This is a genomic window from Methanohalophilus portucalensis (assembly GCF_002761295.1).
Taxonomy (GTDB): Archaea; Halobacteriota; Methanosarcinia; order Methanosarcinales; family Methanosarcinaceae; genus Methanohalophilus; species Methanohalophilus portucalensis.
In genome coordinates this window covers 482,861-509,118 of the sequence record NZ_CP017881.1, presented here as the reverse complement: position 1 = coordinate 509,118, position 26,258 = coordinate 482,861, and the positions used below count along the sequence as shown (strand labels likewise).

The 26,258-nt window shown below is 43.5% G+C and carries 30 protein-coding genes; 13 read left to right on the top strand and 17 right to left on the bottom strand.

Going from position 1 to position 26,258, the window contains the following annotated elements; all coding sequences use genetic code 11:
- Positions 1–2: 2 nt before the first annotated feature.
- From BKM01_RS02710 to BKM01_RS02660, 11 genes are all read right to left on the bottom strand, one after another.
- The gene (locus BKM01_RS02710) at positions 3–1,739 is read right to left on the bottom strand and encodes an ATP synthase subunit A (protein WP_072360139.1); all 1,737 of its coding nucleotides are present in this window, start codon (positions 1,737–1,739) and stop codon (positions 3–5) included.
- Positions 1,730–2,032 (bottom strand): V-type ATP synthase subunit F, encoded by a 303-nt coding sequence (locus tag BKM01_RS02705; protein ID WP_072360140.1) that lies wholly within the window; start codon positions 2,030–2,032, stop codon positions 1,730–1,732. The genes BKM01_RS02710 and BKM01_RS02705 overlap by 10 nt, the downstream gene beginning before the upstream one ends.
- A complete protein-coding gene (locus tag BKM01_RS02700) occupies positions 2,032–3,105 on the bottom strand; it encodes a V-type ATP synthase subunit C (RefSeq protein ID WP_072360141.1) in 1,074 nt (357 codons plus the stop codon). Before BKM01_RS02700 ends, BKM01_RS02705 begins: the two co-directional genes overlap by 1 nt.
- Positions 3,106–3,112: 7 nt before the next feature.
- Complete coding sequence (locus BKM01_RS02695; protein WP_072360143.1) at positions 3,113–3,664, bottom strand: V-type ATP synthase subunit E; 552 nt, start codon at positions 3,662–3,664, stop codon at positions 3,113–3,115.
- Positions 3,665–3,719: 55 nt separating this feature from the next.
- A complete protein-coding gene (locus BKM01_RS02690) occupies positions 3,720–3,956 on the bottom strand; it encodes a V-type ATP synthase subunit K (protein WP_072360144.1) in 237 nt (78 codons plus the stop codon).
- A gap of 4 nt (positions 3,957–3,960) precedes the next feature.
- Positions 3,961–5,895 carry a V-type ATP synthase subunit I gene (locus tag BKM01_RS02685; RefSeq protein WP_072360145.1) on the bottom strand — a complete coding sequence of 645 codons (1,935 nt, stop codon included), beginning with the start codon at positions 5,893–5,895 and terminating at the stop codon, positions 3,961–3,963.
- Positions 5,888–6,214, bottom strand: coding sequence for an ATP synthase archaeal subunit H (gene ahaH / locus BKM01_RS02680; protein WP_072360146.1), 327 nt, complete (start codon positions 6,212–6,214; stop codon positions 5,888–5,890). Before ahaH ends, BKM01_RS02685 begins: the two co-directional genes overlap by 8 nt.
- A gap of 265 nt (positions 6,215–6,479) precedes the next feature.
- Positions 6,480–7,664, bottom strand: a complete 1,185-nt coding sequence (locus BKM01_RS02675; protein ID WP_072360147.1) for a radical SAM protein — start codon at positions 7,662–7,664, stop codon at positions 6,480–6,482.
- Between the two features lie 12 nt (positions 7,665–7,676).
- The gene (locus BKM01_RS02670; RefSeq protein ID WP_072360148.1) at positions 7,677–8,555 is read right to left on the bottom strand and encodes a polyprenyl synthetase family protein; all 879 of its coding nucleotides are present in this window, start codon (positions 8,553–8,555) and stop codon (positions 7,677–7,679) included.
- Positions 8,556–8,583: 28 nt separating this feature from the next.
- Complete coding sequence (locus BKM01_RS02665; RefSeq protein WP_072360150.1) at positions 8,584–8,964, bottom strand: cytochrome c maturation protein CcmE domain-containing protein; 381 nt, start codon at positions 8,962–8,964, stop codon at positions 8,584–8,586.
- A gap of 10 nt (positions 8,965–8,974) precedes the next feature.
- Positions 8,975–9,094: a CcmD family protein gene (locus tag BKM01_RS02660; RefSeq protein ID WP_072360152.1), complete on the bottom strand. Its 120-nt coding sequence runs from the start codon at positions 9,092–9,094 to the stop codon at positions 8,975–8,977.
- Positions 9,095–9,234: 140 nt separating this feature from the next.
- On the opposite strand from BKM01_RS02660, the gene ahbD reads away from it, so the two are divergent.
- The 10 genes from ahbD (at position 9,235) to BKM01_RS02610 (ending at position 18,368) form a co-directional block, all read left to right on the top strand.
- A complete protein-coding gene (gene ahbD / locus BKM01_RS02655) occupies positions 9,235–10,296 on the top strand; it encodes a heme b synthase (RefSeq protein WP_099816285.1) in 1,062 nt (353 codons plus the stop codon).
- 244 nt (positions 10,297–10,540) lie between these two features.
- The gene (ahbA, locus tag BKM01_RS02650) at positions 10,541–10,996 is read left to right on the top strand and encodes a siroheme decarboxylase subunit alpha (protein WP_072360156.1); all 456 of its coding nucleotides are present in this window, start codon (positions 10,541–10,543) and stop codon (positions 10,994–10,996) included.
- Entirely contained in the window at positions 10,986–11,456 is a 471-nt protein-coding gene (gene ahbB, locus BKM01_RS02645; RefSeq protein ID WP_072360158.1) for a siroheme decarboxylase subunit beta, read from the top strand. The genes ahbA and ahbB overlap by 11 nt, the downstream gene beginning before the upstream one ends.
- Before the next feature lie 23 nt (positions 11,457–11,479).
- Positions 11,480–12,202: a precorrin-2 dehydrogenase/sirohydrochlorin ferrochelatase family protein gene (locus tag BKM01_RS02640; RefSeq protein ID WP_072360160.1), complete on the top strand. Its 723-nt coding sequence runs from the start codon at positions 11,480–11,482 to the stop codon at positions 12,200–12,202.
- Positions 12,199–13,470, top strand: a complete 1,272-nt coding sequence (gene hemA / locus BKM01_RS02635; protein ID WP_072360162.1) for a glutamyl-tRNA reductase — start codon at positions 12,199–12,201, stop codon at positions 13,468–13,470. Before BKM01_RS02640 ends, hemA begins: the two co-directional genes overlap by 4 nt.
- A 15-nt stretch (positions 13,471–13,485) precedes the next feature.
- Positions 13,486–14,463: a porphobilinogen synthase gene (gene hemB / locus BKM01_RS02630; protein WP_072360164.1), complete on the top strand. Its 978-nt coding sequence runs from the start codon at positions 13,486–13,488 to the stop codon at positions 14,461–14,463.
- Positions 14,464–14,482: 19 nt separating this feature from the next.
- Positions 14,483–15,745: a glutamate-1-semialdehyde 2,1-aminomutase gene (gene hemL / locus BKM01_RS02625; protein ID WP_072360166.1), complete on the top strand. Its 1,263-nt coding sequence runs from the start codon at positions 14,483–14,485 to the stop codon at positions 15,743–15,745.
- A 14-nt stretch (positions 15,746–15,759) separates the two neighbouring features.
- Positions 15,760–16,686, top strand: a complete 927-nt coding sequence (gene hemC / locus BKM01_RS02620) for a hydroxymethylbilane synthase (protein WP_072360168.1) — start codon at positions 15,760–15,762, stop codon at positions 16,684–16,686.
- A gap of 6 nt (positions 16,687–16,692) precedes the next feature.
- On the top strand, positions 16,693–17,592 hold the full coding sequence (locus BKM01_RS02615) for a dihydroorotate dehydrogenase (protein WP_072360169.1): 900 nt from the start codon (positions 16,693–16,695) through the stop codon (positions 17,590–17,592).
- Entirely contained in the window at positions 17,592–18,368 is a 777-nt protein-coding gene (locus tag BKM01_RS02610; RefSeq protein ID WP_072360171.1) for a dihydroorotate dehydrogenase electron transfer subunit, read from the top strand. Before BKM01_RS02615 ends, BKM01_RS02610 begins: the two co-directional genes overlap by 1 nt.
- Positions 18,369–18,371: 3 nt before the next feature.
- On the opposite strand, the gene BKM01_RS02605 is transcribed toward BKM01_RS02610, so the two are convergent.
- Positions 18,372–18,698, bottom strand: coding sequence for a hypothetical protein (locus BKM01_RS02605; protein WP_143744145.1), 327 nt, complete (start codon positions 18,696–18,698; stop codon positions 18,372–18,374).
- A gap of 182 nt (positions 18,699–18,880) precedes the next feature.
- On the opposite strand from BKM01_RS02605, the gene BKM01_RS02600 reads away from it, so the two are divergent.
- The 3 genes from BKM01_RS02600 to BKM01_RS02590 are packed head-to-tail and all read left to right on the top strand — an operon-like array spanning position 18,881 to position 21,659.
- Entirely contained in the window at positions 18,881–19,606 is a 726-nt protein-coding gene (locus BKM01_RS02600; protein ID WP_072360177.1) for a fumarylacetoacetate hydrolase family protein, read from the top strand.
- Positions 19,606–19,905 (top strand): hypothetical protein, encoded by a 300-nt coding sequence (locus tag BKM01_RS02595; protein ID WP_072360179.1) that lies wholly within the window; start codon positions 19,606–19,608, stop codon positions 19,903–19,905. The genes BKM01_RS02600 and BKM01_RS02595 overlap by 1 nt, the downstream gene beginning before the upstream one ends.
- 41 nt (positions 19,906–19,946) lie before the next feature.
- The gene (locus BKM01_RS02590) at positions 19,947–21,659 is read left to right on the top strand and encodes a glutamate--tRNA ligase (protein ID WP_072360181.1); all 1,713 of its coding nucleotides are present in this window, start codon (positions 19,947–19,949) and stop codon (positions 21,657–21,659) included.
- Positions 21,660–21,686: 27 nt separating this feature from the next.
- On the opposite strand, the gene BKM01_RS02585 is transcribed toward BKM01_RS02590, so the two are convergent.
- From BKM01_RS02585 to BKM01_RS02565, 5 genes are all read right to left on the bottom strand, one after another.
- On the bottom strand, positions 21,687–22,289 hold the full coding sequence (locus BKM01_RS02585) for a 30S ribosomal protein S3ae (RefSeq protein WP_072360183.1): 603 nt from the start codon (positions 22,287–22,289) through the stop codon (positions 21,687–21,689).
- Between the two features lie 130 nt (positions 22,290–22,419).
- The gene (locus tag BKM01_RS02580; protein WP_072360185.1) at positions 22,420–23,928 is read right to left on the bottom strand and encodes a serine--tRNA ligase; all 1,509 of its coding nucleotides are present in this window, start codon (positions 23,926–23,928) and stop codon (positions 22,420–22,422) included.
- Between the two features lie 122 nt (positions 23,929–24,050).
- Entirely contained in the window at positions 24,051–24,587 is a 537-nt protein-coding gene (locus tag BKM01_RS02575; RefSeq protein WP_072360187.1) for a uracil-DNA glycosylase, read from the bottom strand.
- On the bottom strand, positions 24,580–24,816 hold the full coding sequence (locus tag BKM01_RS02570; RefSeq protein ID WP_233125669.1) for a KEOPS complex subunit Pcc1: 237 nt from the start codon (positions 24,814–24,816) through the stop codon (positions 24,580–24,582). The genes BKM01_RS02575 and BKM01_RS02570 overlap by 8 nt, the downstream gene beginning before the upstream one ends.
- Complete coding sequence (locus tag BKM01_RS02565) at positions 24,800–26,122, bottom strand: DHH family phosphoesterase (RefSeq protein ID WP_072360189.1); 1,323 nt, start codon at positions 26,120–26,122, stop codon at positions 24,800–24,802. The genes BKM01_RS02570 and BKM01_RS02565 overlap by 17 nt, the downstream gene beginning before the upstream one ends.
- Positions 26,123–26,258: the final 136 nt, after the last annotated feature.

Below are 26,258 nucleotides of genomic sequence, written 5' to 3'. Positions count from 1 at the left end.
TTTCAGTTGCCTCCGAGCTTTGTGAACTCTTCATCCATCTTTGTCATGATTGTTTCAAGGGCTGCATCAAAGTCTTCCTCATATTTGACCTTGGCAAGTTCATCCTTGGACTCCATTTCCATGATCTTGTTGATGGGGACTCCATTTTCCATTTTATCGATTGCTTTTTCGCCAAACCGTGATACAGATTTCAGAAGTTTATACTGCCTGTCAAAGGGGCAGAAAGTGTCCACGGGATGGAAAGCGTTCTGCTGCAGGAAGTATTCACGAAGCATCCTGGCAATTTCAAGGGTAAGCTGCTGGTCCTCAGGGAGTGCATCTGAACCTACAAGTTGCACAATTTCCTGAAGTTCGGCTTCTTCCTGAAGAATATCCATTGCGTTATCCCTCAGTTCATTCCAGTCGCTGCCGACATTTTCTGTAAACCAGCCTGCAAGCCTGTCATTGTAAAGACTGTAACTGCTAAGCCAGTCAATTGCAGGGAAGTGTCTCTTCTGGGACAGTTTTGCATCCAGTGCCCAGAATACCTTTACGATACGCAGGGTATTCTGTGTAACAGGCTCGGAGAAGTCACCACCGGGAGGTGAAACTGCACCGATGACAGTAATGGAACCATCAAGACCTGCCAGAGAATGGACTGCTCCTGCACGTTCATAGAATTCAGAAAGCCTGGCGGACAGATATGCCGGATATCCTTCTTCACCGGGCATTTCTTCAAGCCTGGAGGAAATTTCCCTCATTGCTTCTGCCCATCTGGAGGTTGAATCTGCCATGAGAGATACATCATAACCCATGTCACGGTAATACTCAGCAATGGTAATTCCTGTATAAACAGATGCTTCACGAGCAGCCACAGGCATATTGGAGGTGTTTGCGATAAGAACTGTACGTTCCATGAGTGGCCTTCCGGTCTTTGGGTCTTCCAGTTCCGGGAATTCATTCAGTACATCGGCCATTTCATTTCCACGTTCGCCACATCCGATGTAAACCACAATATCAGTGTCACTCCACTTTGCAAGTTGCTGCTGGGTAACAGTTTTTCCTGATCCGAAAGGACCGGGGATCGCTGCTGTACCACCTTTTGCCACAGGGAACATTCCATCAAGGATTCTCTGCCCTGTTACAAGAGGTTTTGTTGGCGAGAGTTTCTTGCCTACTGGCCTGGGATCTCTTACAGGCCATTTCTGCATAAGAGATAGTTCAGAGCCATCAGAGAGTACACAAACAGTCTCATCAACTACGAATTTACCACTTTTGATATCTTCTACAGTTCCTGACTTTCTTGGTGGGACCATTATCTTGTGTTCGAGATTGGGTGTTTCCTGGACAACACCGATAATATCTCCACCTTTGACACTGTCTCCTTTGGATACTGTAGGAGTGAATTCCCACTTCTTTTCCCTGGTAAGACCGTTTGCTGTTACTCCTCTTTCAATGAAGTCTCCCATTTTTTGCTGGAGAACTTCCAGAGGTCTCTGTATACCATCATAAATACTTTCCAGGAGGCCTGGACCCAGTTCTACTGAAAGAGGCATTCCCGTATTTGCTACAGGCTCTCCCGGTTTTATGCCGGATGTGTCTTCATATACCTGAACTGTAGCTTTTTCACCCTCTATACGGATTACTTCACCCATCAGTCCTTCATGACCTACTTTTACCACATCATACATCTTCGGCTTGATACCGGTGACTGTGACAACAGGTCCTGCCACTCGATAAATTTCACCATTCATTTCCACAAATCTACACCTACCGCTTGTTTTATTTTATCCCGTAAGTTAGAGCTTTGTCCGGTTCCGCCAAGGGTTACCAATGTTGGTTCGACGGATTCACTCAGAGTGTCTCTTAAGGTCTCCGGTAGCTTATCAAAATCATTACTGTGCATTACAAGAATGCCTATGGAAGAATCGTTGAATATTCCCTTTACTGTTTCCTCCAGTTTGGATTCTTCATTAATCTCATAGACTTTCTGCACACCGGCCAATCGAAAACCGGTGACAAATTCACCATCGCCTACAACTGCCAAGTCCATCAAATCACCAACTGGTTTTTAATTATATCTTCATCCAGATTAGCTGCCTTTCCTCTCGTAATTATCCTCAGGTTGTTAACCTCGTTTTTCTTGCTGATCATGTAATCCATGATCGGAACAATAGAAAGGGGATACTCATGCGAAAAACTGGCAGCAGACTTTATGGTGTACTTGGTGAGGCTTGTTTCCAGATCAACAAGAGACTCCATATCAGGAGATGCAAAATCTGAAATCGCACTCCAATATGGGTATTTTTCAAGTGAATTTATAAAATCTGCAAAAGGCAGAGGAACCAATGAGTTTATTTCTTTCAGACTAAGCCGGAGACCACCATCTAGAACCAGATCTTCAAGTTCACCATCTTCAACACCTTCTTTCTTCATCCTGAACATTGTTTTAATATTCTTTATGTCAATCTCAGTACGAATGAGCTTGGAAAATAGTTTACGATCACTTGATTTGGGTGTACCAATTGCATTGAACAGCCTCTGATAATATAACTTATCAAGCTGATTTTCAATTTCAGGAAGGTTAGTCCCGTCATAATTCTTAAGAATTGGATAATAATCAGTATTGCTGAGTGCCTCAATAACATTCTCATAAGATTCCTTTTCAGCAATTTCAGACAGGAAATTATACTTGAATTGACCGGCAGAAACAAGGTTATCCTTTATCTCTTCAAGAGTTGCATTGTAATACTTGCCTCTGAGAATAGTTTTGATATCCCAGATGTCATAATTTTTCAGATATTCCGTGATTAGATAGTTGAGTTCACCCTCGGAAATATCAATCAATTTAGAGAATGTGACTGCAAGATTCCTGTTCAATGCATGCTCGATGAGATCTACTCCTTCAAATTTCCGCGCAAGTTCGTCTACATCCTGCTTATACTGGGTTTCTCCGATAAAACGGGTAATTTCATCAAGATCCATGTTCATAAGCCGTGAATATGTCTCTTTTGGAAGCAGATTGCTCTTCATTGCACGTACACGCGCAGTTACATAAGCATAATTTGATCCTCCGCTACTTGTTGCAGAGGAACTCTTATTTCGGAGTCTCTGGAAAAGCCTCATTTTGATATCACCCGAATAAGATATCTGAAATCTGTTTCAGGTTCTGCTCATACACGCTGTCAAGAATTCCATCATAGGTATAATCAAGCCTGATACTACCATCCTCATTCTCTATAACAACACCTCCAACACAATCGATGTTGCCTGCATACTCTAAAGAGGACAGTTTTTTCACCAAATCTTCTGATTCCTTATTGGAATAGATACGGCTGCCTTTAGATTCATGACTTTCTATGATATTCTTGAGAAGTGTTTCCTGTTTATCCGCAGATAACCCTGCAATCTCATTGAATGCCTGGTTATAGGCTTTTTCAAGCACTTCTTTACGTGCATTGAGCATTGTCCTTTTGACTTCGAGATTTGCACTGGATAATTCTTGCCGTTTCATACGCTGAATTTCATCTTCCGCTTTGGCAAGACGTTTCCCTTTGATTTCTTTGGCGGATTGCTTTGCATCCTCTAGAATACGGGACGCTTCGGCATCTGCCTCTGCATTGATCTCAGAGGCCTTCGCCTGCGCAACATCCATAACGTCTTTGATTACTGTTTCAAGTCCCATGCTCTCACACCTTAAAAAGAATTTAAGAGCATTTTTGAATGCTCTCAAACTTCACTTAGCTTATCAGCAGTGCAACCACAAGTCCGAAAATGACAATGGTTTCAGGAATTACAGTAAGGATAAGGCCCTTACCAAAAAGTCCTTCATTTTCGGCCATGGCGCCGATAGCGGCGGCACCAATGTCTTTTTCAGCAATACCGGATGCAAGTCCTGAAAGTCCTACTGCAAGTCCTGCACCTATTGCTTTAAGTCCCGCTGGGTCCATCATTGTAACTGCTTCTTCTCCTACCATATTATTATTCCTCCGTGTACTTTCTTATATATCCAAATGGGCTGTACTCTTTGCCCCCGCCTTCATAGAATTTAGTAAAGAATTCGACATACTGAAGCCTCAAAGCATGTAAACCGGGGGCGATTATGCTTAAGGCTGTATTGAGTGCATGTCCGAATATGAATACGACTATCGCGAATACTGCTGCAACACCTCCCTGTGGCCAGATCATTTCAAAGGCCAGGAAGTTTACAGTAGATGCAATATAAATTGATGAAAGGCCTACAGCTATCAAACGTGTGTATGACAGAGAGTTACTCAAGAGACTTGGCAACTCGATAGGTCCTTTAACACCTTCTCCTTTGACCAGCATAATGAAGCCTATCACGAATATTGCGGCACCTACAGCAATTGGGAGGTATCCTAAATATCCGAGAACTGCAAGCACAATGCCAATCTCTACTACTATCCAGCTACCCTTTTCAAGCATCGCTGCATTGAAGCCGTGCTTCTTTTTCTCATTGATAAAACCAAGGATATATCCCAGGTTTATGTGAGCAACACCAACAAGAGCAGTAAACACTAGAAGGGTCATTACCAGATGTGTTCTGTGTATTGGGTATGTAATCATTTCCCCACCGATTGGAGACTGGAGTAGGTTGATAGTCTCGAATCCGGCGATGAGACCGGGTTCAATTCCATGGGCCCCATGCAGGCTTGCAAGAGGGAATCCCAGAAACTCTGCATAAAGGACACCAAAGATCAAGGTCGATACCTGACAGTATATCAGTATATTCATCAGGGGTTTTATTGCATCGGAATTAACCAATTTCTTAACTCCAAATGCCAACCCCAGAAGAATTAAAGCATAGCCAATATCTCCAAGTATCATTCCATAGAACAGTGGGAAACTGATGAATATTAATGCAGTTGGATCAATCTCTTTGTATTTGGGCCTTGCGTAAAGATTCATGATTGTTTCGAAAGGCTTTGTGATCCCTGCGTTATTATACTCTACCGGCACTTCCTCTTCTTCCTCTTCTGTAACCTCCTGCTTGGAAACAAATACTCTTCCATCAGTCGAGGATTCAAGTGTCCGGGTTAATTTGTTGTACTCATCGGATGGAACCCATCCGTCGATTACAAAAGTATGCTCTGATGTAGCAATCCTCAGAGGTGCTTCGGATTTCTGAGATTCGATAGATAGGATTTCATCGCTTGCAAGTATGAAATCAGAATAACGTTCTTTTATGTCAGAAATACTCTTTTCAAGTGAAGTAATTTTCTCCTTGATAGTGTTTCTTTCACTTTCTATATCAGCAATTATATCAGAAGGTTGCCCTTCCATATCAGGAACACGTATCTCACGAAACTCGTTATCAGCCAGCATCCCCTCCACAATTTCCTCTTTGTCTTTCGTGACAAACAGAGCAATGGTGAGTGTATTTGGATCAAATTCGAGTTCATAATCATTTGTAATACCAGATAGTTCTGAACTAATATCTCCCTTTACAGTGCCTGTAAAAACAGATACGTTCTCGTAACCTCTGTAATTTTTAAGGTCAATTGGAATTGAAACAAAAGGTACCAGTTCTTTTTTGAGAGAATCCAATTCTTTTAATCTTGATTCATAACTGCTCTTTTCTTCGGTCATTTCATCAAGTTCATTTTCCAGACTAGCCAGTTTTTCATCGAGTTCATTCCACAGAACTTTTGTATCCTGTTTTGGAACTTCTTTTGGTTTGATACCAAGGAAACTAGAAATCGACCTCAGTTGAACAAGTTTTTTGGACACATCTCCGGCATTCTCAAAGGGTTTCCCTATCTTAAAAGTAGAATCTTCTTCGTTATATTCCTCAATATGGAAGATATTGATATCGTGTAATGTTTCTACTGTTTCATCCATGACTTCCTTATGTCCGACGATAACAGCACGGGTCATACTTTTTGGCTTAAGCATAGATCGCCCTCTCGAATTCCTCCACCAGCGTTGCAACAGCTTTATCGACATTAGATTCTGCGTTGCTTATCAGCTCTTCTGCATCTTTTTTGCCTTTGCTGACGATTTCTTCGTGCTCTTTCTGGAGGTCTTCCTGTGCAGATTTAAGTGCATTATTTGCAGATTTTTCTGCATCTAATTCTGCCTCTTTAATTATTTCTCTGGCTTCTGCACGGGCACTGGCGATTTTGTCCTCCTTCTCCTTCAGGCCTGCTTCCACCTTTTTGGCAGCACTTTGTTCTGCTTCTTTTATCTCGGATAAGATTTTGTCCTTGGCCATGTGAATCCTCATCGCGTCTGTGATTTATTAAGCAGCGTGATTTTATGCCCCTTATAGCAACCTCGCATATAAGTTATTCGGTTTCAGGTGATTGCTATTGAACAATTGTAATGTTTAATCATTCGTATAGGGGGTTCAAGTTAACAGCAGGTACCCATAAGCAACTTTACATATAAGCCATTCGGTTCTTGCCGGTTCGCAACCTGCCGATTATAATAATTATTCATGAAAAACATGACTACTTTTTAGAAATATAATACAGAATTCACTCATTTCTTACTCTATATGGTAATATTTCATCTTTGGGTATCGTATGGATGTATTTTTGTCTGAATTCAGGGTTTCTCATCATGCAATAATCGGAATTGGAACGATACGCCTGGTGTTTGCCCATATTGTCCCATATTGACGAGAGGCTTTCTTCTTTTATATTTCCAAATGACAGGGGCGTGTAGGCACATGGTATGACCTCACCTGCAGGTGTGGCATGCATCCATCGCCTTCCGGCAAAACAACCAAACATATCCGGACCCATGAAATACGGGAATGAAGTAACACGTGGCCCGTCTGCCCCACTGTTCATCCGTTTTTGGAAACGTTCCATTGACTTCACATCCTTTGGAGTGATAACTTCATCTTCATGTTCAAGCCAGCGACCCACAGCAACGATCTCATAGATGGACATCTCCTGCATCCCCATATCTGCAGCAAGACCATAGAAATCTTCAAGGTCATCGATATTATCGGGTGACACTACTACAAACATATCTGCCAGCATGTCCGCTCCCAGGGTGTTCTTTATACCTGCAATAGCATCCCTGTATGCCCCATCCCTGCCCCGAATGCGGTCATGCTCTTTTTCGAAAGGACTGTCGATACTTATTCTCATGGCATACATGCCCGCATCCTTCAACTGCAAAGCTTTGTCAGGTGTAAGGCCAAAGCCAGAAGTAAAACAGGTTGCAATGCACCTATCTTTATCCACTGACCCCACCATTTCGGGAAGGTCCTTTCGAAGCATTGTTTCCCCGCCATCGAAAGAGATAAGGTAAGCACCAAGATCAAGGGACTGATCGATAGCACTGTTGATTTGTTCGGTAGTTAGTTCTTCCTCAGTAAGGAAACCCGCAGCTCCGCAGTGAATACAATTATTCGGACATCTATCGGTAATAGCTATTGAGAATTGGTCAGGCACACGTTTTTTCATAATGGCAGCAATCTGGGAACTTATCATCCTGTTGAATGCATTGCTGGGAATTGGGGGGACCCATGTTGAAAATATAATCTCTTCATCATTAAATGTAATGGGTTTTTCTTCCTGAAAAATTCGGTTAATACGTTTCAGAATAGGTTTTGCAATGGTGGAAAGGGGACCCTCACTGGTGAGTACAACTTTATCATCTTCCACATTTGCATCAACTTTAATCATGGGTTTTTCATATACTCTCATAAATTCACCTTTTTAGCATTTCCTTGTTCCAACTTCAGGGAAAAGGTCTTTTGTGGCATAATTGGCAATCTCATGTAATCTATTTCGAGATTGAGAAGGCGGGAAATGATCGATTATTTCATGTGCTTCAGAAACTAGTTGTTCAACAATTTCCCTGGTTTTTTCTATTGCTTGTGCATCCGTCATATCCTGCCTATATATGTCTACCAGCGATGGGGACATGTGTATTGATTCCTTGTTATTTACCTTACTGGTGTATTCCAGCATATCATCAACGATTTGATAGGCAGTTCCAAGTTTATTGCCAAAGAGCCTGAATTTAGAAACTGTATCCTCATCTGCTCCTGCAATATAGGCCCCCATCGCTGCCGAGGCAGCAAAAAGTGAAGCCGTCTTCTTTTCAATACAATTGAAATACTCAACAATATTATTGCTGTTCTTTTCCAGCAAATCTACATCCATGGCCTCGCCTTCAGCCATTTCCATACCTGCCCTGCCGAATTCCATGCCTACTTCTTTGCAGTATGCAGATATTAGTTCAATGGACTTGGATATCAAGTAATCTCCCGCAAGCATTGCTGCAGGGGTACCATATACTTCATGGGCAGTCTTAGCTCCCCTTCTCAATATACCCCTATCCAGCAGGTCATCATGAATAAGGGATGCAGAGTGGATAAGTTCAATTGACAGAGCAGCATCAAGGGCATTTCCAATTTCACTGCCACATATACGAGATGACAAGAGGAGGATCACAGGACGGGTTTTTTTCCCGCCCGATTGACATATGTGGGCAACTACTTTCTTCATATTGGAACCGTTGTCAATTTCTTCCACAAAGTCAATTAGTGCTTTGTTTATACTCCGGCATTCATCCCATTTTTCAATATCCATCGATTTACCTCTTTAATGTGACCATAGGTTATTCGGAGTATTTGGAAGGGCAACCCATGACAATTTTTTCAGCTTTGAGATTTCCCTGCCGGTCTATTTTTCCTTCAATACTCAGTTCTTTACCTTCCTCAAGATTGGGCGGCAGGTCACCGGTATATTCAACTTCAATGTACTTTTCAGGTTGCTCTATGTCCCGGAGCATGAAAGTTATATTACCGGGTTTTACATCCAGTGTTCCTTGCTTGATGGCGCCCATTGTGTTGATATCATTCCCTTCAAAACCATCTGGATTTTCCTTGATTTCAGATACCATGTAATAAGTCTGGCCGGTATCTATGCCCCATAAGCCCAGGATAGCAAAGGCAAGTATTGTAATAACTGCAAGAATTTGTTTTTGTTTTTTATCCATCAGTTTCCCTTCATTCAGGATTTAACCTTTCAAATTCACGAAGAAGCTGTGAACGTTTTCGAATCAGGAATATTGTATATGAAACTATTGCTATAGTCACAATCAAAAATGCTGTATTCAGTGAGTCCATGTTTTGCACCACAACTCATTTACAATTAATTAGATTACCTATCTCTTATATGTGTCATGTGGTCCTGGCAAATATTCTATATATTCGATCAATGGTACAATCAGTATACCATTATTTAAATAAATTGAAATGGCTGTGATATGACTATGTCAGAAGAACCCAACCCTCCAAGATTAATTGCCTGGGAATTGACATCCAGATGCAATCTTTCATGCGTGCATTGCAGAGGTGCATCCACCGACGAAAAAGCTATTGGTGAACTGGACACATCCGAAGCAAAAACATTTATTGACCAGGTGGCTTCCCTTGGGTCCCCGATATTAATTCTCAGTGGAGGTGAACCACTTGTTCGCCCTGATGTATATGAACTTGCCAACTATGGCACAAATAAAGGCCTCAGGGTGGTACTTGCTACAAACGGCACCCTCCTTGAAAGGGAAACTGTGAGAAAACTCAAAGAAGCGGGAATAAAGAGGGTCAGCATAAGTCTTGATGGGGCAGATTCTGCAACCCATGATGGATTTCGTGGAGTTGAAGGCGCCTTTGACAAAGCCATGGAAGGAATTGATGCCCTGAAGGCAGAAGGCATGGATTTTCAGATTAATACTACAATAACCAAAAGAAATCTGGGAGAGATCCCACGTATCCTTAAAATGGCTACTTCCCTGAACGCCGAAGCCCTCCATATTTTCCTGCTTGTGCCTACAGGCAGAGGAGAAAACCTTGCAAATGAGGAGATACCTCCGGCAGAGTATGAAAGGATACTGCGCTGGTTCTATGAACAGAAAAAGCATACCTCCCTTGAACTCAAAGCTACCTGTGCGCCCCATTATTTCCGGATTATGCGCCAGTGTGCGGAAAAAGAAGGTATGGAAGTTTCAATCAATACCCATGGTTTTGATGCTGTGAGCAGGGGATGTCTGGGAGGTACTGCCTTTTGTTTTGTTTCAAGTACCGGGGATGTGCAGCCCTGTGGTTACCTTCCTGCAATAGCCGGAAATATAAGGAACCAATCTTTCGGGGAAATATGGAACAATTCAACTTTGTTCAATGAACTCAGGGATTTCAGTCTACTTAAGGGAAAATGCGGCAAATGTGAATACAAGAATGTGTGCGGCGGGTGCCGTGCCCGGGCATATGCAGCAACCGGGGATTATCTGGAAGAAGAACCTTACTGTATCTATCATCCGCGCCAAAAATAAAAACGGATTTTAAGTGGGTTGAAAATTCCGCTTTTATTTTTTATAGTCGATGCGGTAATTTATCCCCCCTGTCACTTTTTTGCTTATATAGTATGTTTTCCACCTATGAATCTATAGTTTCGGAATGGAGTGCCATATAGAGTACTATTATTGCAAATATTTCAGACAATTTGAAAGAAAACATTATAATCCATGATTACATCTCGTAACCTATTCTGTTCTCAAGAATAAATGTGAGTTCCCCATGATCCGGCTTGATGAAATGGACAAAAGGATATTGAATGAGATCCAGCTTGAATTTCCCCTTTCAGTTAATCCCTATGCAGTACTGGCTGAAAGGATAGGAATTACTGAAGAGGAATTGTTAAAAAGACTGGAGAGACTTAACAATCAGGGAGCCCTGAGGCGCATTGGTCCTGTGATAAATACTCGCAAGATTGGGGGAACCAGTACCCTCATAGCCCTGAAAGCCCCGGATTCACAAACCCATGAGATCGGAGAAATCATTAATAAACATCCGGAAGTCTCTCACAACTATTTGCGCCCGGCGGAGTATAATATATGGTTCACCATCTCTGCAGCAAATCGAGAACGCCTCGACACTATAATCAATCAGATTGTGGATGAAACAGGATGCCCTATACTTGACCTGCCCACAAAACGCCTTTTCAAGATAGGAGTGAAATTCAATGTCCGATAAACTTGATCCTCTTTCCCGTAAAATCCTGGAAGTAACACAACACGGCATCGAATATACCCATTCTCCTTTCAAGGAAATAGCAGAGGAGACGGGATTAAGTGAACAGGAAATTGTAGATCGGCTAAAGGAAATGCAAAATCAGGGGATCATACGTCGTTTTGGTGCATCAATAGGCCATCGTACCATCGGAATAACTGCCAATGCTATGTGTATCTGGAATGTACCGGATGAGCGGGTGGAAGACGTAGGCAATGTGATGTCCAATTTTAGCGAAGTAACTCATTGTTACGAGCGACCCAGATACCCAGATTGGCCATACAATCTTTTTACAATGGTCCATTCTTACAGTAAAAAAGACTGTGAGGAAATTGCAGGAAAAATTGCAGATGCAACCGGGATATATGACTATCGTCTTTTGTTCAGTGAACATGAGTTCAAGAAAACAGGTGTAAGGCTGTAACTGTATTATGAGAGGGTCCAAGAATGTATGATCGCCAATATATGCCACTTTTTCTTGATTTATCTTCCCGGAAAATTGTGATTTTCGGAGGAGGACATGTCGGCCAGCGCAAAGCATCCCTTTTTTATAAATATGGCGAAGTGACCGTTATAAGTGAAGATTTTTCTGAAAAAATCATTTCCCTTTATGCTTCTGAGGCAATAAATATAGTGCAGGCAGATATCAGGGCAATGTCTTCTGATGCAATTCATGAATACCTCAAAGGGGCATTTATCGTAATCCCGGCCACAAATGACCAAAAACTCAATATGAAGATAAGCCAGATTGCTGCTGGTATGGATATATTTGTAAATTCTGTGGATTCCAGAGGAGATGTTATAGTCCCGTCAGTGATACAAAGAGGACCGGTAACTGTTGGAATCTCTACTCTGGGACACAGTCCCGCTCTTTCCAGATATACGCGCATAAAACTTGAACATACTATCACTCCGAATTACGCAGATATGGCACATCTGCAGGATGAGTTACGCACTAACCTGAAAAAACGAATTGAAAGCCAACCCCTAAGGAAACAAATTCTGTGGGATGTGCTTGAAGATGATAGAATATGGGATGCTTTTGAAGAGTCATATGAAAAAGCGTATAATATAGCATACGATATAATGTTGGAGCAGATCGAGAATAGTGGAAATGAAAATTCAAAAGAACATCTGGATCATTGCTCGAATAACGGAGGACAACATTGACTGAAATATCTAGCATGGTTATTTCCCATGCAAAGGCAACAGTGGAGGAAATGGAAGATGCCTGGCAGGGTGAAATCGAGGATATACTTTCCCAGCTAAGTTCCCATGAGCTCGTGTACGAATGCGCAGTCCTTAAGACATGCAACCGACTGGAAATGTATGTAGTATCCCCCAGAGGAAGCAGTGTCCTTTTCCATTTTGCAAAAAAGATGGGTGTTTCTTCCCGCATTGTCGAATTCTATGACCATGAAGAATCCTTATATCATCTTTTAAAACTCTCCTGTGGCCTTGAATCCATGATAATAGGAGAAGATCAGATCCTGGGACAGATAAAGGATTTGTACACCATCTCTAAAAATGCAGGCACCATGGGCAAAATCCTGGAGACCGCTTTTAGCAAGGCAATCCAGGTAGGTAAAAGAGCCCGTACAGAAACCAACATCAACAGAGGTTCTGTATCTATTGCATCTGCTGCAGTCGATCTTGCCGATGAAATGTTAAAAGGCCTGCAAGGACGTAATATACTTGTTATTGGCACCGGTGAGATGGGCACTCTTGTGACCCGGGCATTATCGCACAGGGATATGAATGTTGTGTATCTGGCAAACCGCACATATGAAAAGGCAAAAGTACTTGCAGATGAGTTGGGAGGTGAGGCCGTGGATTTCATGAGCCTTAATCGCTATACACAGCAGGCCGATGTCATAATCAGTGCTACATCTGCTCCCCATTATGTCCTGAAGAAAGCAACTGTGGAAAAATCTCTTAAGAACAGGAACGATAATCTTCTGCTGATAGATATCGCCAGCCCCCGGGACATAGATCCCGAAGTTGAAAGCCTTCCCGGAGTTATCCTGCGTAATATCGATAACTTAAGGGTAATTAATGAGCGTAATCTCCAGATGAGAATGGAAGAGGCAAAGAAAGTTGAAACTATAATTGATGAAGAATACAAAATGCTCATTAACCAGTACAAAAGACAGAAGGCAGATGCTCTTTTGTCCGAACTTTACAGCCAGATATATACTCTGCGAAAGCATGAAATGGATAGGGCTGTGAACAGGTTGGGAGCTTATCACACAATTGGGGATGTGGAATGCGAGGTCCTGGATGACCTGACAAGGGCCATAGCAAACAAGGTCCTGGCAGAACCTACCAAAGTGTTGCGTAATGCAGCTGAATACAATGATGAAGCTTTTCTTGATTCTGCCTGCAAGCTTTTTAACATCAAACCCTATGCTAAAAAAGAAAAGGAAAATTGCAAATAAGGACTTGTGATACCAATGTACCCAAATATTCGAATGCGCAGGCTCAGGAACGGAAAGATAGGTAATCTTATACGTGAAACTTCCCTTGGGGTTGATGACCTCATATACCCGATGTTTGTTGACGAAACTGCTGAATCCATAGTTGAAGTACCTTCCATGGAAGGTGTCCTGAGACTGCCCCTTTCCGAGGTTGTCAATGAGGCCAGGAATGTGGCAGACCTGGGTATCAGTTCTTTGATGCTTTTCGGCATTCCTTCGGACAAGGATGAAAAGGGAAGCAGTGCTTGCGGGGATGAAGATATTGTCCAGCAGGCCACGCGTGCTATCAAGGAAGAACTTGGTGAAGACATGATTGTGATTACAGATGTCTGCATGTGTGAATACACATCCCATGGCCATTGCGGCATTATTGATAATGAAACCCATGATGTGATTAATGATGAAACTTTACCCATTTTGGGCGAGATTGCAGCAAGCCATGCCCGAGCAGGAGCAGATATGGTAGCCCCTTCAGGTATGATGGACGGCATGGTGGGTTCAATCAGGCAAGCCCTGGATCAGGAAAATTTCAATGATGTGCCAATTATGTCCTATGCTGCAAAATACTGTTCCGCATTTTACGGCCCCTTCAGGGATGCTGCTGATTCATGCTATTGTTTCGGAGATCGCTCTACATACCAGATGGACCCTGCAAATTCGGATGAGGCCCTGAGAGAAGTAGAACTGGATATCATGGAAGGTGCCGACATAGTCATGGTAAAACCGGCTCTTCCGTACCTTGATATAATCTACCGGATAAAACAGGAGTTTGGTATGCCAACTGCGGCTTACAATGTCAGCGGAGAATATTCCATGCTCAAGGCTGCCGCCCAGCAGGGTTGGCTGGATGAGAAAAGGGTCATGTACGAATCCCTGATGTCAATAAAAAGAGCTGGAGCGGACATGATAATTACTTACTTTGCCAAGGAAATGGCACAATTACTGAATGAATAAGATTTACTGATGTGATTATATGGTCAATCTGGAAAAATCAAAAGAAATGTTTGAAAAGGCCAAGGAGTATCTCCCTGGTGGTGTTAGCAGTCCGGTACGAGCAATCAAACCCCATCCTTTCTACACCGAGAAAGCTTCCGGATGCCGTATTACAGATGTTGACGGTAATGAATACATCGATTACTGCCTCGGTTACGGCCCCAATATGCTGGGTCATGCAAATCCCGTGGTCAAGCAAGCAATAAGTGATCAACTTGAAAAGGGATGGCTCTATGGAACCCCCACAGAATCCGAATTCAAACTGGCCGAAAGGATTGCAGCCGCCTATCCAGGCATCGATATGCTTCGTTTTGTATCCACAGGTACCGAGGCCACAATGAGTGCCCTGCGTGCAGCACGTGGTTATACAGGAAAGAACAAATTTGTAAAAATCGAAGGCGGATTCCACGGTGCTCACGATTCAGTACTTGTCAAAGCTGGCTCAGGTGCTTCCACATTAGGTAAACCCGACTCTCTGGGTGTACCACAGGATTTCACCAAACATACTCTTCAGGCACCCTATAATGATATCGAAGCCATGACAGACCTGCTTGAATCAAGTGATGATATAGCAGCTGTCATCATGGAACCGGTAATGGGTAATGTCGGGCCGATATTGCCACAGGAAGGTTATCTGGAAGAGATAAGGAAACTTACAAAGGAATATGATACCCTGCTCATATTCGATGAAGTCATAACCGGCTTCAGACTTGCAATGGGCGGTGCACAGGAGTATTATGGTGTGACACCTGACCTGACAACGCTGGGCAAAATTATCGGCGGAGGAATGCCCATAGGGGTTTTCGGAGGCAGGAAAGATATCATCGAAATGATAGCACCTTCCGGTTCGGTATATCAGGCAGGGACTTTTAGCGGTCATCCGGCATCTGTTGCTGCAGGACATGCAGTGCTTGATGTGCTTGAGAAAGAAAATGCTCATGAGAAACTCAATACAATGGGTCAAAATGTACGCAGCAGACTTTCCGAGATGGTCACTGATAAAGGACTGGATTACAGTGTCTCAGGTATTGGTTCCATGTTCAAGATCTTCTTTGGGGATATGCCAGCAAATTATCAGGATGTACTCAAATGTGACAAAGAAGGCTATTTTAATTTCTTCCATAAAATGCTGGACCAGGGAATTTTTATACCCCCTTCCCAGTTTGAGACAAATTTCCTCTCTCTGGCACATACCGAAGATGATCTGGAAACGACCTTTGAAGCTTATGAATCCTGCCTTTAATAGGATGTGTTGATTTGATAATTGGTACAAGGGGAAGTGACTTGGCTCTTGCACAGGCAAAGACCGTTGGGGGCCTCCTGGATAGCCGGGGTTTCCCCACTACCCGCAAGATCATAAAGACAAGCGGTGATACCTTCACTGACCGCCCCCTCCACGAGGTGGAGGGTGTTGGTGCCTTTGTGAGGGAACTGGATGACCGGATGTTTTCCGGGGAGATCGATATTGCAGTCCATTCGATGAAGGATCTACCCACTGAAAGACCCGCAGAACTTTCCATCGCAGCAGTGATCGAACGTGATTCCCCTCATGATGTACTTCTCACGAATGATGGTTCAACCCTTGACGAATTGCCCGACAGAGCGATTGTAGGGACAACATCCATGCGCAGGCGGGCACAGTTTTTGCGCTACCGTCCGGATCTGGATGTTCAGGATCTGCGTGGTAATATAAATACCCGTCTTAAAAAACTTGAATCCGGTATGTATGACGCAATTATACTGGCAGAAGCGGGTTTACAACGCATGGGATGGGACATCGAATGTCACCGGCTGGACGCCGATGGTTTCTGCCCCTCGGCCAATCAGGGAACCATTGCAGTGGTTACCCTGGCAGGCGGTGAAGCGGAATTACTCTGCTCCCAGATCGATCATGCCGAATCCCGCATCGCTACAGAGGTCGAGAGACTAGTTATCAGGGATGTGGAAGGCGGATGTATTGTACCGGTTGGTTCATTTGCAGAATTTGTGGACAACGGCAACACGATACATATACGTGCCGAGATATTATCCCTTGACGGAAAGAGGGACATCCGCCTGGATGAAATGATCCCGGTAGAGAATTATCGTGAGCATGCTAAAGAGCTGGGTCAAAAACTTGTTGCTATGGGCGGAAAAGAGCTGGTAAAAGAAGCCATCTCGCAGTTGTCCCAAAAAAATAATTGATCATTCATGAAGATAGCAGGCATAGAACTCAAAAATCCTACAATCCTGGCTTCAGGCATAATGGGAACCACAGGAGCAGCCCTTGTAAGAATGAGCCGCAACGGTGCTGGTGCAGTGGTAACCAAGTCAATTGGCCCGGTTCCCAAAAAAGGCCATAATAACCCTTCAATGGTGGAGCTGGAATGCGGATACATTAACGCGATGGGATTGCCCAATCCTTCCTATACGGGTTTCTGTGAGGAAATCGGAATTGCGAAAAGCAAAACGGATGCACCGTTAATTGCCAGCATATTCGGCGGGAACGCTACAGAATTTACTGAAGTTGCGAAAGGGTTGCTTTCATCAAAGCCTGATTGCTTTGAACTTAATGTCAGCTGCCCTCATGCTGAAGGTTATGGGGCCTCGGTGGGAACTGAGCCTGATCTTGTACATGAAATCACGGCCTCGGTGGTTGATGCTGTGGATGTACCCGTATGGGTGAAACTCACACCCAATGTCACGGATATTACTTCCATTGGTAGGGCAGCCGAATCTGCAGGTGCATCGGCAGTCGTTGCTATCAATACAGTGCGGGGCATGGCCATTGATATCCATTCCGGGTATCCGATACTTGGCAACCGTTTTGGAGGACTATCCGGTCCTGCAGTAAAGCCGGTGGCTGTAAAATGTGTTTATGACCTGTATGAAGCACTTGATGTACCCGTGATCGGTGTGGGAGGTATTACGTGCCCGGAAGACGCAATTGAAATGATGCTGGCTGGCGCAAGTGCTGTTGAGATCGGATCTGCTGTACATGACGATACACAAATCTTTGAAAAAGTAAACAAAGGTATTGATACATATCTGCAAAAGTACGGTTATTCATACACAGAAGACATAACAGGCCTATCACACGAGATGATCTGATGCGTCCCATTCATTCAAAAATCACCGAAATCATCGAAGAATCACCCAATGTGCGTACTTTTTTCTTTGACACACAATTTGAAGCAGCCATTCCCGGCCAGTTCGTAATGGTCTGGGTACATGGCACCGATGAGGTCCCTATGACCCTATCCGGCAAGAATTCCATTACTGTCCAGAAAGTAGGGGATGCAACATCCCGTATGTTCGAACTTGGAATAGGTGACCATATGGGACTCAGGGGGCCTTTTGGCAGAGGTTTCACCATTCCCGGAAATGGTGAAAACGTACTTTTCATTGCAGGAGGAGTAGGAGCCGCACCGATTGCACCCCTTGCAGATATTGTAAAGGCAAGAGGAATTGAAGGCCGCACAATTCTGGGTTCCAGATGCTGTGATGAACTTTTGTTCAGGGAACGCTTTGACTGTGGCAGGGTGGATATTACCACTGATGACGGTTCCGAAGGAAGGGGCGGTTTTGTGACCGACCAGCTGGCAGAAATGGACACCTCTGATTATGACAGGATATATGTGTGCGGCCCGGAGATTATGATGTATAAGGTCTTTGAAATTTTGAAAGCACGCAATGTTCACGTAAAGACAGAGTTCAGCCTGCACCGGTATTTCAAATGCGGTATAGGAGTTTGCGGAGCCTGCAGTATGGATCCTGAAGGGCTGTGTGTCTGCAGGGACGGTCCTGTATTCAATGGCGGTGAACTTGAAGGATCTGAATTCGGACATTATGAACGTGATTCTTCAGGTCGCAAGTGCCATTTTTAATTATCAGGCAGCAAGTTTTTGTGCCTTCACCTTTTCATAGAGCAGGTTAAACAGAAAAAGCAATTCCCCTTCCAGAAAAATTATTCCTGAATTGGTCCTGTCTTCTTTTTTGGCAAAAAGGATGGTTAGTTCAAGATCCCTTTGCGCTGCCTGTTTTACCGACATGTCAAATGTATCCTTTTTACTTATAAGGCTTTTTTCGACATTTTCTTCATCAAGATAGGTATTTATCCATCGTACCAGTTCTGTCCGATATCTACCCGAAATCGGGATGTTATTCACATACCTGAGTACATGGTTTATTTCTTCTGTGCAGTAAAGATCGTTCATATCCACTCCCCAATAAAGTATTCTTTCCAAACAGTCAAATAAGTTTTCCTTATTGGTCATACTCTGGCCAAACCGGCGCTCATTTGCCGGAATTGATAAGAAAAAGGATTTATATTTATACCATATCTTCATAATTTGTCTGCTAGGACAATGCACCTCTTTATTATTAGCAAGTGGATAACATGATCGGAAAATTCAAACACGGTAATGAGATATTTGAGGGTAATGTACAGGGTGAAAGAGTAATATCTCCCGGAGGAGATGTTTATGATGTTAATTCACTTGATATACTTGCGCCTTCAAGTCCTTCCAAAATTATCTGTGTGGGGTTAAATTATATTGATCACGCCAAAGAACTGGACATGGACATCCCGGATGAACCAATAATTTTCATGAAACCCCCATCTTCTGTAACCGGCCATGGTGCAAATATTATCTATCCTTCCTGCAGTAATCGTGTTGATTATGAAGCAGAACTTGCTGTTGTCATAGGACAGCAATGCCACGGTATTCATGCTGAAAAAGCACAAAGTTTCATCGAAGGATACACATGTTTTAATGATGTAACAGCCCGTGATCTTCAGCAAAAGGACGGGCAGTGGACCAGGGCAAAAGGTTTTGATACTTTTTCCCCGATTGGCCCATTCATAACTCCTGTGGAAGAATTCAATGCTTCTGCAGCAAACATTAAGTGCAGTGTTAATGGCATGACCAGACAGAATTCATCAACTTCCAGATTGATATTCGATGTTGATTTTCTGATAGAATTCATATCCTCCGTAATGACCCTTGAAAAGGGAGACGTAATTGCCACTGGTACCCCTCCGGGTGTAGGTGAACTTAATTCCGGTGATTCCGTAGACGTAACCATTGAGGGTATAGGCACATTATCCAATGAGGTATCATAATGCTTTTTGATCAAATTTACAGGGAACTTGAATTAACTGAAAGACATCTTATCGTTCTCAGGAAGGTTATTGAGGAAGGTCCGATCGGCATCCTTAAACTTTCGGATGAAACCGGGATGCCAACCCATAAAGTAAGATATTCATTGCGAGTACTTGAACAGGAACATCTCATCAGGCCTTCATCACACGGAGCAGTTGCCGGTGAGAATACGGAAAAATTCCTTGAAGATTTTGACGGACAAATATCCGACATCATCGCAAAAGCATCTCATATTCAGCAGATAAGAAATTCAATTTAATTGTATTTGCATCAGTTTTTAATTTTATAGAGGTCAGCCAGATGACATTAGAGGATGAAGATATAAAAACGATTGAGAAATTTGCATTGCAAAATGCTGTAAAATACGGACAACCTCCCCAGGTTGGCGCTGTCATGGGTCGTGTAATGGGACAGTGTCCCCACCTGCGTCCCATGGCCAAAGACGTTACGGCAGAAGTACAGAAAGTTATAAACCAGGTCGCAGAAGGCAACCCGGATGTATGGCAGCAGAGACTTGAGGAGGTCGCACCTGAACTTATTGAAGAACTCAATACAAAGAAAGAACCTGAAAAAGGCCTCAAACCCCTTGATGTTGCAGAAGGGGAAAAGGTTGTTATGCGTTTTGCGCCCAATCCCAACGGGCCCGCTACCCTGGGTAGTGCAAGAGGTATGGTAATCAACTCCGAATATGTCAAAATGTATGGAGGGGATTTCATAATACGTTTTGACGATACCGACCCCCAGACCAAGCGCCCCCTAATTGAAGCCTATGAATGGTACCTGGATGACTGTCAGTGGCTGGGTATCGAGCCTTACAGTGTGGTAAAGGCCTCAGACAGAATAACCCTTTACTACGAATATGCCCGCAAACTTATCGAAATGGGACATGCTTATGTCTGCTTCTGTGAGGGGGCTGATTTCAAGAAGTATAAAGATTCATGTACCTCCTGTCCAGATCGTGACAGGGACCCTGCCAAGAATCTGGAATACTGGCACAAGATGATTGAGGGTGATTACGAAGAAAAATCTGCTGTATTGCGTATCAAGACAGAGATCGACCATAAGGACCCTGCACTAAGGGATTTTGGTGCTTTCAGGATTGTAAAAGCTACACACCCCCGCCCGGAAGTGGGTGATAAATACGTAGTATGGCCCCTTCTTGACTTTGAGGGAGCCATCGAGGACCATGAACTTGGCATGACCCATATTATTCGGGGCAAAGATTTGATGGACAGTGAGAAACGCCAGAAGTATATTTATGATTACCTGGGATGGGAATATCCCAAAACAACACACTGGGGCCGCATTAAAATGCATGAATTCGGAAAATTCAGCACCAGTGCACTGAGGAAATCTATAGAAGAAGGCGAATACACCGGCTGGGATGACCCACGGCTTCCAACAATCAGGGCAATCCGCAGGCGTGGAATCAAACCAGAGGCCCTGCGTAAATTTATGGTAGATATGGGTGTAGGGGAAACCGATGTCAGTATAAGCATGGATTCCCTTTATTCTGAAAACCGAAAACTTATTGACTCAAAGTCAAAGCGTTTCTTCTTTGTCCCCGACCCTCAAAAAATTGAGATTATAGACGGAAAACACACTGTTGCCACCCCACCTCTGCATCCCGTGGAAAATCTGGGAAACAGGAGTATAGAAGTGGATAATATTGTTTATATTAGTGGCGAGGATGCAAAAGAACTATCTTCCGGGTCTCTATTAAGACTCAAGGACCTGTATAACATTGAAATTGTATCAACCCAACCCCTCCAGGCAAAACATACTGGTGATTCAATGGATGAGGTCAGGGAAAAACGTCCACCTATCGTCCAGTGGGTAGCTGAGGACAATCTGGAAGTGGAAGTTCTGTCTCCTGAAGGTAGATTCACAGGATTGGGAGAATTACAAATTGCAAATGAGATAGATAAAGTTGTGCAGTTTGAGCGCTTTGGGTTCTGCAGGATAGATGATGTAAAAGAAAAGAGAGTAGTAGCCTATTTCACTCATAAGTGAAAGGCTACTTTTTTATTTTTTCAAATTTCAGGCTGCTGCGGAAGCATTAGCCTTTACAGGAAGAACTTCGGTCTTGCGTATTTCTACCCTTCTGATTGGATAGATGGTTTTTGCATTCCTGTAAATATTGGCTGCAAGTTTACCGGTTACGATTTCCTCGACAATGTGTTCAAAGTCAAGTTCTGCAGATCTTTCAAGGACGATTTTTGCCATAATTTCCCGGATTGCTCTTATCTGGCTGCTTCTTGCCCTCTTTACAGTAAATGCAATGGGCTTGATGCGAAGCTTACGTCCGTCCTTGGTTGTTACCTCAAGGTTGTTGTCTATACGGGATGTCTGGCGTTTTACAATTGAACGAAGGTAATCTGTAGTGATCTCGTGACCAATGAAAGCAGTATTTGCAGTGTCACCGGTTACGCTGTCGATAGCCAGACGTAGTTTGATGTTCTGCTTTGAGAAGTCATTGGTAATGTCTCCTACAGTGGTTTCGATCGTCCTTCCAACCAGTTTCTCACTCTCATCAGTAGTGGTTGTCCCAATAACGGTCCTGCCAATAAATTCAGGAGTCTCAATGTTATACCAGGTTTTGTTCTTCCATTTATCCAGTTTTCTCTGTACTTTTCTTGCCAATAAATTTCCTCCAGTGTTAGTGTGATATTTCTCTTTCGATGATCAATGTAATTAATAAATTCTATAGTATAGGCTATTAGTGGCCCTCTATACTAGACATGTCCATATATAAACAAATCGGTTATCCAGTTTAGAAGAACCTTATTCCTTCAGGCATTTCTCCAAAACGCTTACGGAATTCTTCCGGCCAGTTTTCCGGATCCAGGCCTTTCTGTGCAAGGAAAGCCGAGGTCCACCTTTCCAGCCCAACACCCGAACATCCGGACCAGAGTTCCTCTCCCGACTGACTTTTCACATTAAAACCGGAAGGATATTTATCCCCGTTGACACTCACGTTCTGGAACTCAAGCCATTCGCCGTCATCTCCCCTGTACGGCAGGGGCGCCTCATAGTCTGTAGTACCGGCACTTTGCTCATCCGATACACCTGCAAGCCCCTCCTGTGCCATGAACCATGGTGTGACCCAGGCTTTTCTCCATTCAAGATCCAGGATTTCATTGAAGATATGCATATAGCGTTCGTGGAGCTCTTCTGAGGCTTTGACTACCTGTTCCTTTGTACCCAGCCAGACAATCTCGATACGATGGAACTCATCAACACGTTCCATGCCGTGGATGCCACCACTTTCGTACCTGTGGGATGTCCCGGAGCGGTCAAAGACTTTCAGGGGGAAGGATTCTGTTGGTATAGTTTCACCCTGTAAATACATCCAGAAGGGGGGACACTGGGCATAGCACAGGCCGCCTATAGGATCGCCTATCTTCTCCTTGATTAGTTCTGTAGGCACTTCTTTTGTAACCTTGTAGTGATCAGCAACCTCTTCCCAGTATTCCGGATCACGGGTCTTCGGGGGGCATACATAGTAGATTTCGGGATAGACCCCTTTGGCATGTCCGGATTTTTTCCATACATCCCACGGTACAAGTTTCGGGAATATCATTTCCCCGTATCCCAGGGGTTCAAGAAGTTCCTCAAGAACGATCTTTTCAAAAGTTCGGAATAATTTCGTGGACTGTGGGCCGTGGATCCATTGTCCTCTGCTGGCTCCTCTTTTAATCCACCCTTTTTCTAGCATTTCCTGAGTAGGATCCTTCTCAAATGGGTGTGCCTTTTTTTCACTCTGCCATAGAAGGTTCCAGTGTTCAGTCTTGCCGCCATAGACCTTTTCCCTTATCTTGTCTTCCATAAGGGTAAGTATTCTGTCAGGAACACGGTTTTCAAGTTCTGCTTCTCCAACATCCAGATTGATTGTGATGTATTCCCCATCATAATCCATTGAACTGACATGTGGTATCTTCAGCTCTCCGACTGATTTTTCGGAAGCCATTTTTATGACAAACTCATCAACATCAATACCCCGGATGCCCAGATGGTATTCCTTTCCTATTTTGCCAGCAAGAGGCTTGCGCAGCCTGATAATTGCATCATGGGATCGGACATAACGGCCGGAGACTATCTCAATGTCTATCCGGTTATCCTTTACATTCCAGCTCTTAATTTTTGCTTCTTCCCCTTCTGGTGCTCCTTTGGCGAGTACCTTTGGGGCTTCTCCCTCAAGAAACTCCTGAATAGCATCTACGGCGGGTGCGGGGTCCCCGCTAGTTTTGAAGGCAGCTTTTAATCTGAATTCCAGATCCATTATATTTCCTCGAAATGATTAAATAATGATTAATAAAGTCCTTACAGCGACTCAGTTATTGTTACTAATTATTATAAGTTTTACCTGATGGCACAAACCAGCATGTTGGAAAAAGAACGGACTTACCATAATGCACTGTTTTTTTCTATAAACTCTTGCTGTTCAGGCTGGCGACTTTTAGTATAGATGAGGGCTGCAGGATGATAAAATTTCACCACATTTTTCCCGTATATTTCCCTGCATTCACCCCATTGAAGTTGCCTGTTTCCCAAAAAAGCTTCCTCAGCAGTATTTCCGAGCAGAATAATCACATCAGGATCAAGCATTTCGATTTGCCTTTCAAAAAAAGACCTGCATGAGGCAAGTTCTCCTTTACGGGGCCTGCGGTTATCAGGAGGTCTGCATTTGACTGTATTGATCACCGCCCAATCATCCTGCTGAATATCCATATCTTCTATCATATCATCCAGTATTTTGCCAGCCCTGCCACAGAAAGGTATTCCGCTTGCATCCTCATTCTTGCCGGGGGCTTCACCTATGAAAAGTACTTTTGGATTTTTCCCACCCTTCATTATTACTTTGTGGATTGCAGATTCATGGAGTTGGCATGCAGTACACGAATTTATTTGCTCCTCTAAATCTTCGAATGAATTAATCATTTTTTGCTCCACTGAAATCCAGGTCTTCGGCAATTTTAGCATTCATAAGGAGATCGTCCGTAACAGATATCAGAGAGGAAAGTTTTTCTGTCCTCAAAGTTATGGAATTTTCATCGGAGAGGGTTTTACTTTCCATGTTCGCAAGATTGTCCGGCTTTAATGACTCAATAATTGTTTTGCCCCTTTGACCTACAGGCAGTTTAAGAGTGCTTTTAATTTTCATCTGCATTGTTTCCCATCTGTTTTGCGATAATGGAATCCAGGGCTTTCAGGAATTCATCTTCACTTCCCGGAGGAATGGCCGCACCGGATGCTATGTTATGTCCCCCTCCGCTACCTCCTACTCCGGAGGCTGCCTCTCTTAAGGCAACTGCAAGATCCAGTCCGTTGTCTACAAGTTTGCGGGTTCCTCTTCCTGAAATTTTAACAACATCATCAACTTTGTTCAGGGCAATGAAGGGCAGATCTGGGTGAATGTACCTGATGACAACACCTGCGATCATACCGGTGGCTTCCATGTCTTCTCCCTGAATATACCTGAGATGCTGCCGTTTTTGAATCTTCTTTTCTGCCTTTTTGATTTGTCCCATCAAAACTTGCTGGTATTGTTCCGCAATCTTCCAGCCTTCTTCTGCAGCCTTTTCATCTCTCAGACAGGCAGTAAGGGCAAGACCCCCACGTTCAAGTTTGCCACAGCAATTGAGCAGGGTAACCATATCGTAGACATTTGGTATAGTCTCATGATTGAGAATGCAGACTTCACCGATACTGGCATCAATCGCTTCAGGACTGGCTGTTTTTGTCAGTTTAAGTGCCACGGCAGAAGTAAGTTTTTTCATCTGGTTTTCATCAAGTTCCTCGATTGGGCCGCTGATACCCAGAATATTAAGGAAGTTTGCGATCTTTTCTTTTTCACCTGTTATATCAAGGTAGGGTTCAGGTGTTCTTTCCAGCACTTCTGCCAGATCACCATCTCCGATCTTTAATCCTTTTCTTATGGAAACAGAGCCATGTTCAATTCCTTCTTTCAGGATCAGGCCATTCTCCCTGTCAAAAAGTTGCTTATCCCCTATGGCACCTGCAATTGCAAGCCCTGCAAGCTCTTTATTTTCGGGATTAAGTTCTGTTGCGACAACATAAGCAGTGGTTGAGGCGCACATATAGTAAGCACCATCTATGTCTGCAAGATGAGGGTTTACCATTATGTGTGCCGTTGTGTCACCCACGGGTGCGTGGTGGTCTATTATAAGGGTGTCATTTTTGACTTTTTCAATCAATTCAGGCTGGCCGCTTCCCATGTCACAGAAAAGTACGAGATCACCATCATCAGTGCTATTGTTAACTGTTTCCACAACATTTTCATCTAGCCGGCTTACAATGCTTGCATGGAAAACTATATCTTCCCTCAGCAGGGCATGGCACATTACAGCTGCTGCGGTAATCCCGTCTGCATCATTATGGGATATGAGCCTTACACGTGAGTATTCACTGATTTTTTCAGATGCCCGTTTTGCAATGGGTCGCAATTTTTCCAAAAACTTTCACCTGCCAGTCCACATATGCTAATTATAAATGGAGTATTTTGATATTACAGGACGCATTATGCAGCACACATTTATACTTCTATTGATTTGTGTGGTTTTATCTTCACATTGCCTTTAATAAATGGCA

What these genes read in the sequence shown, in the direction of transcription:
- BKM01_RS02705 (WP_072360140.1), bottom strand. Translation starts at nt 2,032, where the DNA reads ATGGACTTGGCAGTTGTAGGCGATGGTGAATTTGTCACCGGTTTTCGA.
- BKM01_RS02700 (WP_072360141.1), bottom strand. Translation starts at nt 3,105, where the DNA reads ATGAGGCTTTTCCAGAGACTCCGAAATAAGAGTTCCTCTGCAACAAGT.
- BKM01_RS02695 (WP_072360143.1), bottom strand. Translation starts at nt 3,664, where the DNA reads ATGGGACTTGAAACAGTAATCAAAGACGTTATGGATGTTGCGCAGGCG.
- BKM01_RS02690 (WP_072360144.1), bottom strand. Translation starts at nt 3,956, where the DNA reads ATGGTAGGAGAAGAAGCAGTTACAATGATGGACCCAGCGGGACTTAAA.
- BKM01_RS02685 (WP_072360145.1), bottom strand. Translation starts at nt 5,895, where the DNA reads ATGCTTAAGCCAAAAAGTATGACCCGTGCTGTTATCGTCGGACATAAG.
- ahaH (WP_072360146.1), bottom strand. Translation starts at nt 6,214, where the DNA reads ATGGCCAAGGACAAAATCTTATCCGAGATAAAAGAAGCAGAACAAAGT.
- BKM01_RS02675 (WP_072360147.1), bottom strand. Translation starts at nt 7,664, where the DNA reads ATGAGAGTATATGAAAAACCCATGATTAAAGTTGATGCAAATGTGGAA.
- BKM01_RS02670 (WP_072360148.1), bottom strand. Translation starts at nt 8,555, where the DNA reads ATGGATATTGAAAAATGGGATGAATGCCGGAGTATAAACAAAGCACTA.
- BKM01_RS02665 (WP_072360150.1), bottom strand. Translation starts at nt 8,964, where the DNA reads ATGGATAAAAAACAAAAACAAATTCTTGCAGTTATTACAATACTTGCC.
- BKM01_RS02660 (WP_072360152.1), bottom strand. Translation starts at nt 9,094, where the DNA reads ATGGACTCACTGAATACAGCATTTTTGATTGTGACTATAGCAATAGTT.
- ahbD (WP_099816285.1), top strand. Translation starts at nt 9,235, where the DNA reads ATGACTATGTCAGAAGAACCCAACCCTCCAAGATTAATTGCCTGGGAA.
- ahbA (WP_072360156.1), top strand. Translation starts at nt 10,541, where the DNA reads ATGATCCGGCTTGATGAAATGGACAAAAGGATATTGAATGAGATCCAG.
- ahbB (WP_072360158.1), top strand. Translation starts at nt 10,986, where the DNA reads ATGTCCGATAAACTTGATCCTCTTTCCCGTAAAATCCTGGAAGTAACA.
- BKM01_RS02640 (WP_072360160.1), top strand. Translation starts at nt 11,480, where the DNA reads ATGTATGATCGCCAATATATGCCACTTTTTCTTGATTTATCTTCCCGG.
- hemB (WP_072360164.1), top strand. Translation starts at nt 13,486, where the DNA reads ATGTACCCAAATATTCGAATGCGCAGGCTCAGGAACGGAAAGATAGGT.
- hemL (WP_072360166.1), top strand. Translation starts at nt 14,483, where the DNA reads ATGGTCAATCTGGAAAAATCAAAAGAAATGTTTGAAAAGGCCAAGGAG.
- BKM01_RS02615 (WP_072360169.1), top strand. Translation starts at nt 16,693, where the DNA reads ATGAAGATAGCAGGCATAGAACTCAAAAATCCTACAATCCTGGCTTCA.
- BKM01_RS02610 (WP_072360171.1), top strand. Translation starts at nt 17,592, where the DNA reads ATGCGTCCCATTCATTCAAAAATCACCGAAATCATCGAAGAATCACCC.
- BKM01_RS02605 (WP_143744145.1), bottom strand. Translation starts at nt 18,698, where the DNA reads ATGAACGATCTTTACTGCACAGAAGAAATAAACCATGTACTCAGGTAT.
- BKM01_RS02600 (WP_072360177.1), top strand. Translation starts at nt 18,881, where the DNA reads ATGATCGGAAAATTCAAACACGGTAATGAGATATTTGAGGGTAATGTA.
- BKM01_RS02595 (WP_072360179.1), top strand. Translation starts at nt 19,606, where the DNA reads ATGCTTTTTGATCAAATTTACAGGGAACTTGAATTAACTGAAAGACAT.
- BKM01_RS02590 (WP_072360181.1), top strand. Translation starts at nt 19,947, where the DNA reads ATGACATTAGAGGATGAAGATATAAAAACGATTGAGAAATTTGCATTG.
- BKM01_RS02580 (WP_072360185.1), bottom strand. Translation starts at nt 23,928, where the DNA reads ATGGATCTGGAATTCAGATTAAAAGCTGCCTTCAAAACTAGCGGGGAC.
- BKM01_RS02575 (WP_072360187.1), bottom strand. Translation starts at nt 24,587, where the DNA reads ATGATTAATTCATTCGAAGATTTAGAGGAGCAAATAAATTCGTGTACT.
- BKM01_RS02570 (WP_233125669.1), bottom strand. Translation starts at nt 24,816, where the DNA reads ATGCAGATGAAAATTAAAAGCACTCTTAAACTGCCTGTAGGTCAAAGG.